The sequence below is a fragment of the Pseudomonas sp. 32A genome (genome assembly GCF_052682255.1).
Map to the genome: position 1 here is coordinate 5483370 of NZ_JBQYLY010000001.1, position 15892 is coordinate 5499261.

Annotated in this window: 16 protein-coding genes; 7 read left to right on the forward strand and 9 right to left on the reverse strand. The window is 60.6% G+C overall.

Translation table 11 applies throughout. The features are described 5' to 3' along the window. Nucleotides 1–11: 11 nt before the first annotated feature. Nucleotides 12–2282 (forward strand): ATP-dependent Clp protease ATP-binding subunit ClpA, encoded by a 2271-nt coding sequence (gene clpA / locus ACUN0G_RS25015; RefSeq protein ID WP_010172706.1) that lies wholly within the window; start codon nucleotides 12–14, stop codon nucleotides 2280–2282. A 258-nt stretch (nucleotides 2283–2540) separates the two neighbouring features. Here clpA and infA read toward each other — a convergent pair whose 3' ends face one another. From infA to aat, 3 genes are all read right to left on the reverse strand, one after another. Continuing rightward, complete coding sequence (infA, locus tag ACUN0G_RS25020) at nucleotides 2541–2759, reverse strand: translation initiation factor IF-1 (protein ID WP_002553999.1); 219 nt, start codon at nucleotides 2757–2759, stop codon at nucleotides 2541–2543. Between the two features lie 100 nt (nucleotides 2760–2859). After that, nucleotides 2860–3567, reverse strand: coding sequence for an arginyltransferase (locus tag ACUN0G_RS25025; protein WP_017479517.1), 708 nt, complete (start codon nucleotides 3565–3567; stop codon nucleotides 2860–2862). 55 nt (nucleotides 3568–3622) lie between these two features. Beyond that, nucleotides 3623–4303, reverse strand: coding sequence for a leucyl/phenylalanyl-tRNA--protein transferase (aat, locus tag ACUN0G_RS25030; protein ID WP_445574558.1), 681 nt, complete (start codon nucleotides 4301–4303; stop codon nucleotides 3623–3625). 487 nt (nucleotides 4304–4790) lie between these two features. Between aat and ACUN0G_RS25035 the strand changes: the two genes are divergently transcribed. The 6 genes from ACUN0G_RS25035 to cysG are packed head-to-tail and all read left to right on the forward strand — an operon-like array spanning nucleotide 4791 to nucleotide 12296. Further along, entirely contained in the window at nucleotides 4791–7199 is a 2409-nt protein-coding gene (locus ACUN0G_RS25035) for a DNA translocase FtsK (RefSeq protein ID WP_445574559.1), read from the forward strand. Between the two features lie 57 nt (nucleotides 7200–7256). Further along, on the forward strand, nucleotides 7257–7880 hold the full coding sequence (lolA, locus tag ACUN0G_RS25040) for an outer membrane lipoprotein chaperone LolA (protein WP_093198677.1): 624 nt from the start codon (nucleotides 7257–7259) through the stop codon (nucleotides 7878–7880). A 27-nt stretch (nucleotides 7881–7907) separates the two neighbouring features. Next, entirely contained in the window at nucleotides 7908–9230 is a 1323-nt protein-coding gene (locus ACUN0G_RS25045; RefSeq protein WP_445574560.1) for a replication-associated recombination protein A, read from the forward strand. Beyond that, nucleotides 9230–9604 (forward strand): fluoride efflux transporter CrcB, encoded by a 375-nt coding sequence (gene crcB / locus ACUN0G_RS25050; RefSeq protein ID WP_445574561.1) that lies wholly within the window; start codon nucleotides 9230–9232, stop codon nucleotides 9602–9604. Before ACUN0G_RS25045 ends, crcB begins: the two co-directional genes overlap by 1 nt. Before the next feature lie 16 nt (nucleotides 9605–9620). Beyond that, nucleotides 9621–10901, forward strand: a complete 1281-nt coding sequence (gene serS, locus ACUN0G_RS25055; protein ID WP_445574562.1) for a serine--tRNA ligase — start codon at nucleotides 9621–9623, stop codon at nucleotides 10899–10901. Next, on the forward strand, nucleotides 10902–12296 hold the full coding sequence (gene cysG, locus ACUN0G_RS25060) for a siroheme synthase CysG (RefSeq protein ID WP_258346717.1): 1395 nt from the start codon (nucleotides 10902–10904) through the stop codon (nucleotides 12294–12296). 129 nt (nucleotides 12297–12425) lie between these two features. On the opposite strand, the gene ACUN0G_RS25065 is transcribed toward cysG, so the two are convergent. The 6 genes from ACUN0G_RS25065 to tusD all read right to left on the reverse strand — a co-directional run bounded on the left by ACUN0G_RS25065 (nucleotide 12426) and on the right by tusD (nucleotide 15877). Continuing rightward, nucleotides 12426–13421 (reverse strand): glutathione S-transferase family protein, encoded by a 996-nt coding sequence (locus tag ACUN0G_RS25065; RefSeq protein ID WP_445574563.1) that lies wholly within the window; start codon nucleotides 13419–13421, stop codon nucleotides 12426–12428. A gap of 88 nt (nucleotides 13422–13509) precedes the next feature. Beyond that, nucleotides 13510–14511 carry a glycosyl transferase family protein gene (locus ACUN0G_RS25070; RefSeq protein WP_445574564.1) on the reverse strand — a complete coding sequence of 334 codons (1002 nt, stop codon included), beginning with the start codon at nucleotides 14509–14511 and terminating at the stop codon, nucleotides 13510–13512. Further along, nucleotides 14508–14843 (reverse strand): TusE/DsrC/DsvC family sulfur relay protein, encoded by a 336-nt coding sequence (locus ACUN0G_RS25075; RefSeq protein ID WP_421523120.1) that lies wholly within the window; start codon nucleotides 14841–14843, stop codon nucleotides 14508–14510. The genes ACUN0G_RS25070 and ACUN0G_RS25075 overlap by 4 nt, the downstream gene beginning before the upstream one ends. Continuing rightward, complete coding sequence (gene tusB, locus ACUN0G_RS25080) at nucleotides 14840–15133, reverse strand: sulfurtransferase complex subunit TusB (RefSeq protein ID WP_421523119.1); 294 nt, start codon at nucleotides 15131–15133, stop codon at nucleotides 14840–14842. The genes ACUN0G_RS25075 and tusB overlap by 4 nt, the downstream gene beginning before the upstream one ends. Continuing rightward, nucleotides 15133–15483, reverse strand: coding sequence for a sulfurtransferase complex subunit TusC (gene tusC, locus ACUN0G_RS25085; protein ID WP_258346713.1), 351 nt, complete (start codon nucleotides 15481–15483; stop codon nucleotides 15133–15135). The genes tusB and tusC overlap by 1 nt, the downstream gene beginning before the upstream one ends. Nucleotide 15484: 1 nt before the next feature. Then, nucleotides 15485–15877 (reverse strand): sulfurtransferase complex subunit TusD, encoded by a 393-nt coding sequence (gene tusD / locus ACUN0G_RS25090; protein WP_445574565.1) that lies wholly within the window; start codon nucleotides 15875–15877, stop codon nucleotides 15485–15487. Between the last annotated feature and the right edge of the window lie 15 nt (nucleotides 15878–15892).

Consider the following 15892-nt stretch of genomic DNA (forward strand, 5'->3'; position numbering starts at 1 on the left):
GAGGTGAAGCTATGTTAAACCGCGAGCTCGAAGTCACCCTCAATCTTGCCTTCAAGGAGGCCCGTTCGAAGCGTCATGAATTCATGACCGTCGAGCACCTGCTGCTGGCACTTTTGGATAACGAAGCTGCCGCCACCGTACTGCGTGCGTGTGGTGCCAATCTCGACAAACTCAAGCATGACCTGCAGGAGTTTATCGACTCCACCACGCCGTTGATCCCCGTTCATGACGAGGACCGCGAGACCCAGCCTACCCTGGGCTTCCAGCGGGTACTGCAGCGTGCCGTTTTCCACGTACAGAGCTCCGGCAAGCGCGAAGTCACAGGGGCCAATGTGCTCGTGGCGATCTTCAGCGAGCAGGAAAGCCAGGCCGTATTCCTGCTCAAGCAGCAAAGCGTTGCCCGTATTGATGTCGTCAACTACATCGCCCATGGCATTTCCAAAGTGCCAGGGCATGGCGATCACTCAGAAGGTGAGCAGGATATGCAGGATGACGAGGGCGGTGAGTCTTCTTCTTCGAGCAACCCGCTGGATGCCTATGCCAGCAACCTCAACGAACTGGCGCGCCAAGGGCGGATCGATCCGCTGGTAGGGCGTGAGCTGGAAGTTGAGCGCGTGGCGCAGATCCTGGCGCGTCGTCGCAAAAACAACCCGCTGTTGGTCGGTGAGGCAGGCGTGGGTAAAACCGCGATTGCCGAAGGCCTGGCCAAACGCATTGTTGATAACCAGGTGCCAGACCTGCTGGCCAACAGCGTCGTCTACTCCCTTGACCTGGGCGCGTTACTTGCCGGGACCAAGTACCGTGGCGACTTCGAGAAGCGCTTCAAGGCGCTGCTCGGCGAGCTGAAAAAACGCCCGCAGGCGATCCTGTTCATTGACGAAATCCACACCATCATCGGTGCCGGTGCAGCTTCCGGTGGCGTGATGGATGCCTCGAACCTGCTCAAGCCGCTGCTGTCTTCGGGTGATATCCGTTGCATCGGTTCGACCACGTTCCAGGAATTCCGCGGGATCTTCGAAAAAGACCGTGCCCTGGCGCGCCGCTTCCAGAAAGTGGATGTGTCCGAGCCGTCGGTTGAAGACACCATCGGTATCCTGCGCGGGCTCAAGGGGCGTTTCGAAGCGCACCATGGCATCGAGTACACCGATGAAGCGCTGCGTGCAGCCGCCGAGCTGGCGTCGCGTTACATCAATGACCGGCACATGCCGGACAAGGCTATCGACGTGATCGACGAGGCGGGTGCCTACCAGCGCCTGCAGCCGGTGGAGAAGCGTGTGAAACGCATCGACGTGCCTCAGGTCGAGGACATCGTGGCGAAGATCGCGCGTATTCCGCCTAAACACGTCAACACCTCCGACAGGGAGCTGCTGCGTAACCTGGAGCGCGACCTCAAGCTGACCGTGTTTGGTCAGGATGCGGCCATCGATTCGCTGTCCACCGCGATCAAGCTGTCCCGTGCGGGCCTCAAGTCGCCGGACAAGCCGGTCGGTTCGTTCCTGTTCGCCGGGCCTACCGGTGTCGGCAAGACCGAAGCGGCGCGGCAGTTGGCCAAAGCTATGGGTATCGAGCTGGTGCGTTTCGACATGTCCGAGTACATGGAGCGTCACACCGTGTCGCGCCTGATCGGTGCGCCTCCGGGCTATGTCGGATTCGACCAGGGCGGCCTGTTGACCGAGGCGATCACCAAGCAGCCACATTGCGTACTGCTGCTCGATGAAATCGAGAAGGCGCACCCGGAAGTCTTCAACCTGCTGTTGCAGGTGATGGACCACGGTACCCTGACCGACAACAACGGGCGCAAGGCGGACTTCCGCAACGTGATCGTGATCATGACCACCAACGCCGGTGCCGAAACGGCCGCGCGGGCTTCCATTGGCTTTACTCATCAGGATCACTCTTCCGACGCCATGGAAGTGATCAAGAAGAGCTTCACGCCGGAATTCCGCAACCGTCTGGACACCATTATCCAGTTTGGTCGCCTCAGCCATGAGGTCATCAAAAGCGTGGTGGACAAGTTCCTCACCGAGCTTCAGGCGCAGCTGGAAGACAAGCGCGTGCAGCTGGAGGTGACGGACGCAGCGCGCAACTGGCTGGCGGAAGGTGGCTACGACGCGGCAATGGGCGCTCGCCCAATGGCTCGCCTGATCCAGGACAAGATCAAGCGCCCACTGGCGGAAGAGATCCTGTTTGGCGAACTGGCGGACCACGGTGGCGTGGTGCATATCGATCTGAAGGACGGCGAGCTGACCTTCGACTTCGAGACCACGGCTGAAATGGCCTGATAGCTGACGCAACAAAACAAAAAGGCGCCGAGAGGCGCCTTTTTGCTGTCTGGATAAATGGGTGGGTCGATACCTATCGACCGGTGAAGATCAACTGTGGGAGCTGGCTTGCCTGCGATGGCGGCGGGCCAGTCAAGCATGCAGTAACGGACAGACCGCTATCGCAGGCAAGCCAGCTCCCACAGGGTCAAGTGGCGACTGTTAAATCGCGCGCGCACAAAAACGCCCGGCATAACCGGGCGTCTTGTATTGACTTGATTAACGGGCGCGGTAAGTGATGCGCCCTTTACTCAGGTCATAGGGCGTCAGTTCGACGCGCACTTTGTCACCGGTAAGAATACGGATGTAATTCTTGCGCATCTTGCCGGAGATATGCGCGGTTACGACGTGCCCATTTTCCAACTCCACACGAAACATGGTGTTGGGCAGGGTGTCGACGACAGTGCCTTCCATTTCGAAGCTGTCTTCTTTCGACATGCAGTAAAGCCCTCGGTATCCAGTGAATGGCCCGGTGCAACTGCGCCAGGCAAAAGCGGCGTGCATTGTGCCCGAAAAAGGGTGTTTAAGCCAAGAGGTTCTAGTTCAAGGTGACCCATCTTTGGTTAATTAACAGCTCAATGGGCCGATATTGGGTCTTGTAGTTCATCTTTTTGCAGTTTTTTATCCAGTATCCGAGGTACACCGCCTCCAATTCCATGCGCAAGGCTTCGCCGATTTGCCACAGGATCGCAAAGCGTCCCAGGCTGCGACGCTCTTCGGCGGGCTCATAAAAGGTGTAGACCGCCGACAGGCCATTGGGCAAAAGGTCGGTGACGGCTACGGCGACCAGGCGCCCTTCAAGGCGGAACTCGTAGAAACGCGAGAAGGGCAGGTCGCGTACCAGGAAGGTGGAAAACTGGTCACGACTGGGTGGGAACATGTCGCCATCGGCATGGCGCTGTTCGATGTAGCGTTGGTAGAGGTCGAAATATTCTTCACTGAAGCCCGGTTTGGCAGCGGTGACGGTCAGGTCGGCATTGCGCTTGAGGATGCGTTTCTGATTACGGTCCGGCAGGAACTGCGCCACCGGGATACGCGCCGGTACGCAGGCGTTGCAGTTCTGGCAGTGCGGCCGGTAGAGGTGGTCGCCGCTGCGCCGGAAGCCCATTTCCGACAAATCGGCATACACATGCACGTCCATCGGCTGGCTGGGGTCGAGGAACAGCGTGGTGGCCTGCTCATCGGGCAGATAGCTGCATGAGTGGGGTTGAGTGGCATAAAACTTCAAACGCGCCAGCTCGGTCATGATCAACCCTCGGATAAGCTTTGAAATAAGTGTAAGCCAGGTGCGGGAAAGTCGCCTAGGAAACCCATGGCGCAGAGTTGGTTTGGTCCAAATGGTCGCGCAGGTAGTTGGCAAAGTCGCTGCGGGGAATGGCGCGGGCGCCGAGGCTGTGCAGGTGGTCGGTGGGCATCTGGCAGTCGATCAGTACAAAGCCCCATGCCTGCAATTGCCTGACCAGGGTGGCAAAGCCGAATTTCGAGGCGTTGTCGGCGCGACTGAACATGGATTCGCCGAAGAACAGCTGGCCCATCGCCAAGCCATACAGGCCGCCGACCAGTTCGCCTTGATCCCACACCTCCACCGAGTGCGCATAGCCGCGCTGGTGCAGTTGCAGGTAGGCGCTCTGCATGGCTTCGGTGATCCAGGTGCCGTCGGCATAACTGCGCGGTGCGGCACATGCCTGAATGACGGCGGCGAAATCCTGATCGTAGGTCACCGTGTAACGCTGCTGGCGCAACAGTTTGCCGAGGCTGCGGGACACATGCAGTTCGTCGGGGAACAGCACGGTGCGTGGGTCGGGTGACCACCAGAGGATGGGCTGGCCTTCCGAGAACCAGGGAAAGCAGCCGTGGCGATAGGCCTGGATCAAGCGGTCGGCCGACAGGTCGCCACCGGCGGCGAGCAGGCCATTGGGTTCGCGCATGGCCTTGGCCAGCGGTGGAAACGTCAGGGTGTTGCGTTGTAACCAGGTCAGCATGGCATCCAGGCTTACGGAAGGGGAGGGCGGTAACGGCGATGTTGCCCGTTGCAAGAGCTGTGATTATTGTCGACGAAACGCTCTGGGGCTACCCCGAACATGGGATCGGTGCAGATAAGCATGAACGGGTGTTGCTGCAACTCTATGCCGGGGGCGTGGTCGTAATCGCGTACGTCGGTCGGCAAGCTAGCCTGGATTGGCAAAAACAGCTCATAAGCCTTTGTCAGCAAAGACAATGCATGCTCAAATTGAACGTTATGAAACCGGAGACTGGCTATGCTGTGTAACGTAGGGCCAAGTGCGTGGCATCGCGCACACAAACCCGTACAATGCGGCCATTCAGGCGTTATCGCCGTTTCATGAATCAGTTGCAGAGTGTTAAAAGTAGCTTCACTGACACTCGTTCATTTTTTACCTGCTCGGATTGAGCAGTATTTTGCAGTCATTCAATAGATGGACGCGCTAAAGGCGCAGGAATAGACCCGTTTTGAAGAAATCCGCCGCAACACCTAAAGCCGCAGTCGTGCCCGCCTGGCGCCAGCACCTGCACTATCGACTCAAGGAAGGTGCACTGATCGCCATCGGCGCCCTGTGCCTGTTCCTGATGATGGCCTTGCTCACCTATGGCAAGGACGATCCAGGCTGGAGCCACAACAGCAAGATCGAAGACGTGCAGAACTTCGGTGGTCCTGCCGGTTCCTACAGCGCCGATATCCTGTTCATGGTGCTGGGTTATTTCGCCTATATCTTCCCGCTGCTGCTGGCCATCAAGACCTGGCAGATCTTCCGCCAGCGTCATGAACCGTGGCAGTGGAGCGGCTGGCTGTTCTCCTGGCGCCTGATCGGCCTGGTGTTCCTGGTGCTCTCGGGCGCGGCCCTGGCCCATATCCATTTCCACGCACCTACCGGCTTGCCGGCCGGTGCCGGCGGCGCACTGGGCGAAAGCCTCGGCGACCTGGCCCGCAGGACCCTGAACATCCAGGGCAGCACCCTGATTTTCATCGCGTTGTTCCTGTTTGGCCTCACGGTGTTTACCGACCTGTCCTGGTTCAAGGTCATGGACGTGACCGGCAAGATCACCCTCGACCTGCTGGAACTGTTCCAGGGCGCCGCCAATCGCTGGTGGTCGGCCCGAGTTGACCGCAAGCGCATGGTTGCGCAACTGCGTGAGGTCGATACCCGCGTCAACGAGGTGGTGGCCCCGAGCACGCCGGACCGGCGTGAGCAAGCCAAGGTCAAGGAACGCCTGATCGAACGCGAACAGGCGCTGACCAAGCACATGTCGGACCGCGAGAAGCAGGTACCGCCGGTGATTGCACCTGCGCCGCCGAAGGCCCCCGAGCCAAGCCATCGTGTGCAGAAAGAGAAACAGGCGCCGTTGTTTGTCGACAGCGCCGTGGAAGGCACTTTGCCGCCGATCTCGATTCTCGACCCGGCGGAAAAGAAACAGCTCAACTATTCCCCTGAGTCCCTGGCGGCCGTCGGCCACCTGCTGGAAATCAAGCTCAAGGAATTCGGCGTCGAAGTCTCGGTGGATTCGATCCACCCGGGCCCGGTGATTACCCGCTACGAAATCCAGCCGGCTGCCGGCGTGAAGGTCAGCCGCATTTCCAACCTGGCCAAGGATCTGGCGCGTTCGCTGGCGGTGACCAGCGTGCGGGTGGTGGAAGTGATTCCGGGCAAGACCACCGTCGGTATCGAGATTCCCAACGAAGACCGGCAGATCGTGCGCTTCTCCGAAGTGCTGTCGACCCCGGAATACGACAACTTCAAATCGCCGGTGACATTGGCCCTGGGCCACGACATCGGCGGCAAGCCGGTGATCACCGACCTGGCGAAAATGCCGCACTTGCTGGTTGCCGGTACCACCGGTTCCGGTAAGTCGGTGGGTGTGAACGCGATGATCCTGTCGATCCTGTTCAAGTCTGGCCCGGAAGACGCCAAGCTGATCATGATCGACCCGAAAATGCTCGAGCTGTCGATCTACGAAGGCATTCCGCACCTGCTGTGCCCGGTAGTGACCGACATGAAGGACGCCGCCAACGCCCTGCGCTGGAGCGTCGCCGAGATGGAGCGTCGCTACAAGCTGATGGCGAAGATGGGCGTACGTAACCTGTCGGGCTTCAACGCCAAGGTCAAGGAAGCCCAGGACGCCGGCACGCCGCTGACCGACCCGCTGTACAAGCGCGAAAGCATTCACGACGAAGCGCCGCTGTTGACCAAGCTGCCGACCATCGTGGTGGTGGTCGACGAATTTGCCGACATGATGATGATCGTCGGCAAGAAGGTCGAAGAGCTGATTGCCCGTATCGCCCAGAAGGCGCGGGCCGCCGGTATCCACTTGATCCTGGCGACCCAGCGTCCGTCGGTGGACGTGATCACCGGCCTGATCAAGGCCAACATCCCGACCCGCATGGCGTTCCAGGTATCGAGCAAGATCGACTCCCGGACCATCATCGACCAGGGCGGCGCCGAGCAGCTGCTGGGCCACGGTGACATGCTCTACATGCCGCCGGGCACCAGCCTGCCGATCCGCGTTCACGGCGCCTTCGTCTCCGACGATGAAGTGCACCGTGTGGTGGAAGCCTGGAAGCTGCGCGGTGCGCCGGAATACAACGATGACATCCTTGCGGGCGTCGAAGAGGCCGGCAGCGGCTTCGACGGTGGCAGCAGCGGTGGCGACGATGATGCCGAGACCGATGCGCTCTATGACGAAGCGGTGCAGTTTGTGCTTGAGAGCCGCCGCGCCTCCATCTCTGCCGTACAGCGCAAGCTGAAGATTGGCTACAACCGCGCTGCCCGCATGATCGAAGCCATGGAAATGGCCGGCGTGGTCACCTCGATGAACACCAACGGCTCGCGCGAAGTGATTGCGCCAGCGCAGATGCGTGACTGATTACGTGCCGCGTGGCAACACGCGGCACGCCTTGCAAACGAATCTAAGAGGACTCCCATGCGTCTTATCCGCATGCTGTTGTTGCCTGCATTGGCCCTGACTGCTGTTTCGGCTCATGCTGACCCGGCTTCCGTCGCCAGCCTGAAAAACCTGTTGGACAAATCCCAGACCCTGACCGCGCGCTTCTCCCAGCTCACGCTGGATGCCGGTGGCACCCAATTGCAGGAAACCGCCGGCGAGATGGCTGTGCAGCGCCCAGGGCTGTTCTACTGGCACACGGAAGGCAAAGCCGAGCAGACCATCGTCTCGGACGGCCAAAAAGTCACCCTGTGGGACCCGGACCTGGAGCAGGCGACCATCAAGAAGCTCGACCCGCGCCTGAACCAGACGCCAGCGCTGTTGCTGTCGGGCGATGTGTCGAAAATCAACGACAGCTTCGACATTACCTCCAAGCAGACCAGCAACGTGATTGAGTTCACCCTTAGGCCGAAATCCAAGGACACGCTCTTTGACACGCTGTCCCTGTCGTTTGGCAACGGCGTGATCAACAACATGCGCCTGGTTGACAGCGTCGGCCAGCGCACCGATATCCTGTTCTCCGGGGTCAAGGCCAACCAGCCGGTACCGGCATCCAAGTTCAAGTTCGACATCCCGAAGGGTGCCGACGTGATCCAGGAATAAACTGCCCAGAGGTTTCAAACGCTGCCCATGGACCTGTTTCGAAGTGACCCGATTGCTCAGCCTCTGGCGGCGCGCCTGCGTTCGACCAACCTGGACGAGTACGTCGGGCAGGAACACCTGCTCGCTCGCGGCAAGCCTTTGCGCGAAGCCCTGGAGCAGGGTGCGCTGCACTCGATGATTTTCTGGGGGCCGCCGGGCGTGGGTAAGACCACCCTGGCGCGGCTCCTGGCAAAAGTCTCGGATGCCCACTTCGAGACGGTCTCGGCGGTGCTGGCCGGGGTCAAGGAAATCCGCCAGGCGGTGGAAGTCGCCAAGCAGCAGGCCGGGCAATACGGCAAGCGCACCATCCTGTTCGTCGACGAAGTGCATCGCTTCAACAAGTCGCAGCAGGATGCGTTCTTGCCGTATGTCGAAGACGGCACGCTGATCTTTATTGGCGCCACCACTGAAAACCCGTCTTTTGAACTGAACAACGCCTTGCTGTCCCGGGCGCGTGTCTATGTGCTCAAGAGCCTCGATGAAGCCGCGATGCAGAAGCTGTTGCAGCGCGCGCTGAATGAAGACAAGGGCCTGGGCAAGCGCCAACTGAGTGTCAGCGAGGAAGGCTTCAAGATTCTGCTGACCGCGGCTGACGGCGATGGTCGACGTTTTCTCAATCTGCTGGAGAACGCGTCCGACCTGGCCGAGGATGGCAGCGAAATCGGTGTCGACTTGCTGCAAAGCCTGCTGGGCGACACCCGCCGGCGTTTCGACAAAGGCGGCGAAGCGTTCTACGACCAGATTTCCGCGTTGCACAAGTCGGTGCGCGGCTCAAACCCAGACGGTGCGCTGTACTGGTTTGCGCGGATGATCGACGGCGGTTGCGACCCGCTGTACCTGGCCCGGCGCGTGGTGCGCATGGCCAGTGAAGACATCGGCAATGCCGACCCGCGCGCGCTGAGCCTGTGCCTGGCCGCCTGGGAAGTGCAGGAGCGCCTGGGCAGCCCGGAAGGCGAGTTGGCGGTGGCCCAGGCCATCACTTATCTGGCCTGCGCGCCGAAAAGCAATGCGGTGTACATGGGTTTCAAGTCCGCCCTGCGTTCCGCCGCCGAGCATGGTTCCCTGGAAGTGCCGCTGCACCTGCGCAATGCGCCGACCAAGCTGATGAAGCAGCTGGGTTATGGCGATGAATACCGTTACGCCCATGATGAGCCGGACGCCTATGCGGCTGGCGAAGATTACTTCCCGGATGACCTTGCGCCGCAGCCGTTCTACCAGCCGGTGCCCCGCGGCCTGGAACTGAAGATCGGCGAAAAGCTCAATCACCTCGCCCAACTTGACCGGCTTAGCCCGAAACAGCGGAGAAAGTAGTGCTTAGAACGATTCTTGCCGTGTCCGTGGCCGGCATCGCTGGTACATTATTGCGTTTCGCCACCAGCACCTGGGTCAGCGCCAATTGGCCGAAGCATTTTTATGCGGCGACCCTGGCGGTCAATCTGGTGGGCTGTTTGATCATCGGTTTGTTGTACGGGTGGTTTCTGATTCGTCCGGAAGTGCCGATTGAGATTCGGGCCGGCTTGATTGTCGGCTTTGTAGGCGGTCTGACGACCTTTTCATCCTTTTCACTGGACACGCTGCGCCTGCTGGAAAGCGGGCAGGCACCGGTCGCCTTCGGGTACCTGGCCATCAGCGTGTTCGGCGGGCTAATCGCCACCTGGGCTGGCCTGTCCTTGACCAAACTTTGATAAACGAGAGACCGACATGCTCGATTCCAAACTGTTACGTAGCAACCTTCAGGACGTAGCGGACCGCCTGGCATCCCGTGGCTTTGCCTTGGATGTTGCGCGCATCGAAGCGCTGGAAGAACAGCGCAAGACCGTCCAGACCCGCACCGAGGCACTGCAGGCTGAGCGTAATGCGCGTTCCAAATCCATCGGTCAGGCCAAGCAACGCGGCGAAGACATCGCGCCGTTGATGGCGGACGTCGAGCGTATGGCTGGCGAGTTGGCTTCCGGCAAAGTCGAACTGGACGCGATCCAGACTGAACTGGACTCGATCCTGCTGGGTATCCCGAACCTGCCACACGAGTCCGTGCCGATTGGCGAAGACGAAGACGGCAACGTCGAAGTCCGTCGCTGGGGTACGCCAAAAACTTTCGATTTCGAGATCAAGGACCACGTCGCCCTGGGCGAATTGACCGGTGGCCTGGACTTCGAGACAGCGGCCAAAATGTCCGGTGCGCGCTTTGCCTTGCTGCGCGGCCCGATCGCGCGCATGCACCGTGCCCTGGCGCAGTTCATGATCAACCTGCACACCGGCGAACACGGCTACGAAGAGGCTTACACCCCGTACCTGGTTCAGGCGCCGGCGCTGATGGGCACCAGCCAGCTGCCGAAGTTCGAGGAAGACCTGTTCAAGATCAGCCGCGATGGCGAAGCCGATCTGTACCTGATCCCGACCGCCGAAGTGTCGCTGACCAACATCGTGGCCGGGGAAATCCTCGACGCCAAGCAACTGCCGCTCAAGTTTGTCGCCCACTCGCCGTGCTTCCGCAGCGAAGCCGGTGCATCGGGCCGCGACACCCGCGGCATGATCCGCCAACACCAGTTCGACAAGGTCGAGATGGTCCAGGTTGTCGAGCCGTCGACCTCCATGGAAGCGCTGGAAGGCCTGACCGCCAACGCCGAACGCGTCCTGCAACTGCTGGAACTGCCGTACCGCGTTCTGGCCCTGTGCACTGGCGACATGGGTTTCAGCGCTGTGAAGACTTACGACCTGGAAGTGTGGGTGCCGAGCCAGGACAAATACCGCGAGATTTCGTCGTGCTCCAACTGCGGTGATTTCCAGGCCCGTCGCATGCAGGCGCGTTTCCGTAACCCGGAAACCGGCAAGCCAGAGCTGGTCCACACCCTCAACGGCTCGGGCCTGGCGGTGGGCCGTACCCTGGTGGCCGTGCTGGAAAACTACCAGCAGGCTGACGGTTCGATCCGTGTGCCTGAGGTGCTCAAGCCTTACATGGCGGGCGTTGAGGTCATCGGCTAAATGGAATTTCTGCCGCTGTTTCATAACCTGCGCGGCAGTCGTGTGTTGGTCGTCGGTGGCGGGGAGATTGCCTTGCGCAAATCCCGGCTGCTGGCCGACGCCGGCGCGTTGTTGCGGGTGGTTGCTCCCCAGATTGAAGACCAGTTGCGTGAACTGGTACAGGGCAGTGGCGGTGAACTGATTTTGCGCGGTTATCAGGAGGCCGACCTCGACGGCTGCACCCTGATCATCGCCGCGACCGACGACGAGCCGCTGAACGCGCAAGTGTCCAGCGATGCCCGGCGCCGTTGCGTACCGGTCAATGTGGTGGATGCGCCAGCCTTGTGCAGCGTGATCTTCCCGGCGATAGTCGACCGTTCGCCGTTGGTAATCGCAGTGTCCAGCGGCGGCGATGCGCCGGTGCTGGCACGCCTGATTCGCGCCAAGCTGGAAACCTGGATTCCGTCGACTTACGGCCAATTGGCCGGGTTGGCGGCGCGGTTTCGTAGCCAGGTCAAAGGTTTGTTTCCGGATGTGCAGCAACGTCGCGCGTTCTGGGAAGAGGTCTTTCAGGGCCCGATTGCTGATCGGCAACTGGCCGGGCAGGGCGATGAAGCCGAGCGTTTGTTGGTGGCGAAAATCAACGGCGCGCCGCCGCACGCTCCGGGCGAAGTCTACCTGGTGGGTGCAGGCCCGGGTGATCCGGACCTGCTGACCTTCCGTGCGCTGCGCTTGATGCAACAGGCCGATGTGGTGCTGTACGACCGTTTGGTGGCGCCGGCGATTCTTGAGCTGTGCCGTCGCGATGCCGAGCGGGTGTACGTCGGCAAGCGTCGCGCCGACCATGCGGTGCCGCAAGACCAGATCAACCAGCAGCTGGTGGACCTGGCCAAGCAAGGCAAGCGCGTGCTGCGGCTCAAGGGTGGCGATCCGTTCATCTTTGGGCGTGGTGGTGAAGAGATTGAAGAACTGGCGGCCCATGGCATCCCGTTCCAGGTGGTGCCGGGTATTACGGCGGCCAGTGGTTGCGCGGCGTATGCCGGTATTCCGCTAACCCACCGCGACTATGCGCAATCGGTTCGTTTCATTACCGGGCACTTGAAGGACGGAACTTCGGACCTGCCATGGAGTGACCTGGTGGGGCCTTCGCAAACCCTGGTGTTCTACATGGGATTGATCGGGTTGCCGATCATCTGCGAACAGTTGATCCAGCATGGTCGCTCGGCGGATACGCCGGCGGCGTTGATTCAGCAGGGCACTACGTCCAACCAGCGAGTGTTTACCGGCACCCTGGCTGACCTGCCACGCATGGTGGCGGAGCATGAAGTTCATGCGCCGACACTGGTGATTGTGGGAGAAGTGGTGCTGTTGCGTGAGAAGCTGAAGTGGTTTGAAGGCGCTCAGTCGCAAGTCTGACAAGCGCGACGCATTCCAACTGTAGGAGCGAGCTTGCTCGCGAAAAACTCAAGGTCACCGCGCTCATTCAGCATGAGCGCGTTATCGTTGACGACCTTCGCGAGCAAGCTTGCTCCTACAGGGCTTGGATCAACTCCAAATCCCTTTCCCGCTCAACCGCTCCCGGTCATGCTCCGCCTCAAACGTCTGCAACGGCCCCTTCGGCACAATCCCCGTCGGATTAATCGTGCGGTGACTGGCGTAGTAATGCCCCTTGATGTGGGCAAAATCCACCGTCTCGGCAATCCCCGGCCACTGATACAGCTCCCTTAGCCAGTTCGACAAGTTCGGATAATCCGCAATCCGTCGCAGGTTGCATTTGAAGTGGCTGTAATACACCGCATCAAAGCGAATCGCTGTGGTGAAAAGCCTTACATCGGCTTCGGTCAGGTATTCCCCCGCCAAGTAACGATGGTTACCCAAGTGCTGTTCAAGGTGATCCAGTTCGGCAAACACATCATCAAATGCGGCTTCATAGGCCTTTTGCGACGTGGCAAAGCCTGCGCGGTATACACCGTTGTTCACGGCGGGATAGATCCGGTCGTTCAGTGCATCGATGGTCGCGCGCTGGGCCTCGGGATAGAAATCCAGTTGATTGCCGGTCAGTTCATTAAACGCACTGTTGAACATGCGAATAATCTCCGCCGATTCATTGCTGACAATCCGCTTGAGCTTCTTGTCCCACAACACCGGCACCGTGACGCGCCCGGTGTAGTTGGCGGTGTCGGCGGTGTAGCGTTGGTGCATGTAGGTGAAGTCGTCGAGTTTGTCGCCGCTGGAGCCGTGGGCCTTGTCGAAGGTCCAGCCGTTCTCGAGCATTAACCAACTGACCACGGACACATCAATCAGGCTTTCCAGGCCTTTTAGCTTGCGCAGGATCAATGTGCGATGTGCCCAAGGGCAGGCGAGGGAGACGTACAGATGGTAGCGGCCGGCTTCGGCCGCGAAACCGCCTTCGCCGGTCGGGCCGGGCTCGCCGTCGGCGGTCACCCAGTGACGGCGTTGCGCCTGCTCCCGTTGGAAGGCACCGTCTGCGCTACTTTCGTACCACTGGTCATGCCAGCGTCCTTCGATCAGCAAACCCATGACTGACTCCTTGGCTAATAAGCGTAGGAGTGCAGTCTAAAGGTCTGAGTTCGAACAAAAAGCGCAAAGGCTGGGGGTTAATGATCGACTAAATCGATTTGTCCCGGGCGTCCCAGTACTGCTGGGCCAGTTCAAACGCTTGCTCACGAGGGTGGCCGAGGCCGCGCAAGGCCAGGGCCATGGTGGCGATCAATGCCAGTTGCGGGTAGCTGTCCTGCACGTCGCCGCGCCATAACGCCTTGAGGTGCTCGGGCTCCAGGGTCGCTGGTTTGACGTGGCGCTGGGCGGAGAGGGCAGGCCACTCTTCATCCCAGCTTTCGCCGCCGGTGGTGCCGTACAGGTGACTGATGGTGTCCGGGTTGATCTCGATCTCGCCGCCGTCGCCCTTGACCACAATGGTGTTGTCGCCGAGCAAGCCGCTGGCATCGCGGTGCACGCCTTGGTAGCCAGGGTGGAAGATGCTTTGCAGGCCGCAGCGGGCGCTCAGCGGGTTGAGGATGCGCGCCAGGGAGTGGATCGGCGAACGCAGGCCCAGGGTGTTGCGCAGGTCGATCATGCGCTGCAGTTGCGGCGCCCAATCTCCCAGGGGAATAAATGCCAGGTTGCCCTGCTCAAGGGCGGCCTCGACCTGTTGCCAGTTGCGGCACAACGGAATCTGCAAGCCTTCCAGCAATTGCTCGGTGTAGAGCCGGCCTGCCGTATGTGCGCCGCCGCCATGCATCAAGATGCGCACGCCGTTCTGTGCCAGGCACTTGGCCGCCAACAGGTACCACGGCAGGTGGCGCTTTTTACCGGCGTAGGTAGGCCAGTCGACATCCACATTGAGTGACGGTGCATTCAAGCGTTCGCGCACCGCTTCGGTGAAGCCTGCGAGTTCTTCCGGGCTTTCTTCCTTGTGCCGCAACAGCATCAGGAAGGCGCCGAGCTGGGTGTCTTCGACCTTCTCGTCCAGCAGCATGCCCATGGCTTCCCGGGCTTCCTCGCGGGTAAGGTTGCGGGCGCCGCGCTTGCCTTTGCCAAGGATGCGCACGAACGGTGCGAACGGGTGCTCGGCAGGGGTTTCAGTGATCAACGGGGCAAAGTCAGTCATAAGCAATTCGTCGGCCTGGGCAGGCCCGCCAGCTTGGCGGCGAGTTTGGCGGGAGTGCCTTTGAACAGTCGGTTGAGGTGCAGGCTGTTGCCCTTTTCCGGGCCCAGCTTCAAGGCGGTGTATTTGATCAGCGGGCGAGTAGCGGGCGACAGCTGGAATTCGCTGTAGAAACCCCGCAGCAGTTCGAGGATTTCCCAGTGTTCCGGGGTCAGCGCCAGGTCTTCTGCGCTGGCGAGGGCGTTGGCCACGTCGCTGGACCACGCGTTCAGGTCGACGAGGTAGCCGTCCTTGTCCAGTTCGAGGGTGCGCTCGCCTACGGTCAGGGTGTTCATAGCCAAGTGTTGACCTTGTCGTAATCGAGCGACAGCTGGACGAAGGCCGGGTAATCGACACTGGCGACCCAGGCAGGCACCGCAAGATTGCGCGCCTGGCCGTCTTCGGCCAGCACAAACACCTTCAAACCCTTGGCTTGCAGGGCCTGGTAGGGCGCGCTGGCGGCTTGCAGGGCATAGGCGCCGTCGCCGCACAGCAGGATCGCATCCTGTGCGCCACAGAGGCGCAGGCAACTGTCCAGTCGGCTATCAGTAAAAGGAGAGTGGGATACCACATGCAAAGTCGACATCAGAGGGTAATCACCTGGTCGTAACGGTCAATCATCAGTGAGATCTGTTCACTGCTCAGCGGCTGCGCGTTGCCGGAGGCGGTCAGGCCGCGCTCGGTGAGGCTATGGCTGCAGGCAAACACATCCTCAACCCCAAACAACTCCAACGCCTGGAGGTTGGCGCTGAGGTCTTTCTGTTGCACGGCCTTGGCGTCCTGGCTTGCAGCCAGTTGAAACACGCCGTCGTCCAGAAACAACAGGCCAATCGGCAAATCAAACGCGCCGCCAGCCAACACGATATCCAGCGCTTCGCGGGCACTGGGGCCGGACCACGGTGCCTGTCGGCTGATCACCAGCAAGGATTTCGACATGTCACGGCCCTCCGAAGCAGATCAAACGGTCAGCGGCCTGGGCGGCGTCATGCAGTTGCCCAAGCCCGGACAACGCCCAAGGCGCCTCCAGGTTCACCGCGCTGCGTTGATAGCGGGTGGCCTCTTCGGCATTCAGCACCCCACGGCGCAGGGCCGCGGCGATGCACACCACGCCATCAAGCTGATGCTTGCTGACAAACTCGCGCCACTGACGGGCGATATCCTGCTCGTCCTGCGGCGCAACAATGTTGGTGGACGCGCTGTAGACGCCATCCTGATAAAAAAACAGCCGCACAATTTCATGTCCGCCGGCCAGCGCCGCCTGAGCGAACAGCAAGGCACGGCGCGAGGAGGGCGCATGGGCGGCGGAAAAAAGCGCAATCGCGAACTTCATGGAACACTCTGAAGG

What these genes read in the sequence shown, in the direction of transcription:
- clpA (WP_010172706.1), top strand. Translation starts at nt 12, where the DNA reads ATGTTAAACCGCGAGCTCGAAGTCACCCTCAATCTTGCCTTCAAGGAG.
- infA (WP_002553999.1), bottom strand. Translation starts at nt 2,759, where the DNA reads ATGTCGAAAGAAGACAGCTTCGAAATGGAAGGCACTGTCGTCGACACC.
- ACUN0G_RS25025 (WP_017479517.1), bottom strand. Translation starts at nt 3,567, where the DNA reads ATGACCGAGCTGGCGCGTTTGAAGTTTTATGCCACTCAACCCCACTCA.
- aat (WP_445574558.1), bottom strand. Translation starts at nt 4,303, where the DNA reads ATGCTGACCTGGTTACAACGCAACACCCTGACGTTTCCACCGCTGGCC.
- lolA (WP_093198677.1), top strand. Translation starts at nt 7,257, where the DNA reads ATGCGTCTTATCCGCATGCTGTTGTTGCCTGCATTGGCCCTGACTGCT.
- ACUN0G_RS25045 (WP_445574560.1), top strand. Translation starts at nt 7,908, where the DNA reads ATGGACCTGTTTCGAAGTGACCCGATTGCTCAGCCTCTGGCGGCGCGC.
- serS (WP_445574562.1), top strand. Translation starts at nt 9,621, where the DNA reads ATGCTCGATTCCAAACTGTTACGTAGCAACCTTCAGGACGTAGCGGAC.
- cysG (WP_258346717.1), top strand. Translation starts at nt 10,902, where the DNA reads ATGGAATTTCTGCCGCTGTTTCATAACCTGCGCGGCAGTCGTGTGTTG.
- ACUN0G_RS25065 (WP_445574563.1), bottom strand. Translation starts at nt 13,421, where the DNA reads ATGGGTTTGCTGATCGAAGGACGCTGGCATGACCAGTGGTACGAAAGT.
- ACUN0G_RS25070 (WP_445574564.1), bottom strand. Translation starts at nt 14,511, where the DNA reads ATGACTGACTTTGCCCCGTTGATCACTGAAACCCCTGCCGAGCACCCG.
- ACUN0G_RS25075 (WP_421523120.1), bottom strand. Translation starts at nt 14,843, where the DNA reads ATGAACACCCTGACCGTAGGCGAGCGCACCCTCGAACTGGACAAGGAC.
- tusB (WP_421523119.1), bottom strand. Translation starts at nt 15,133, where the DNA reads ATGTCGACTTTGCATGTGGTATCCCACTCTCCTTTTACTGATAGCCGA.
- tusC (WP_258346713.1), bottom strand. Translation starts at nt 15,483, where the DNA reads ATGTCGAAATCCTTGCTGGTGATCAGCCGACAGGCACCGTGGTCCGGC.
- tusD (WP_445574565.1), bottom strand. Translation starts at nt 15,877, where the DNA reads ATGAAGTTCGCGATTGCGCTTTTTTCCGCCGCCCATGCGCCCTCCTCG.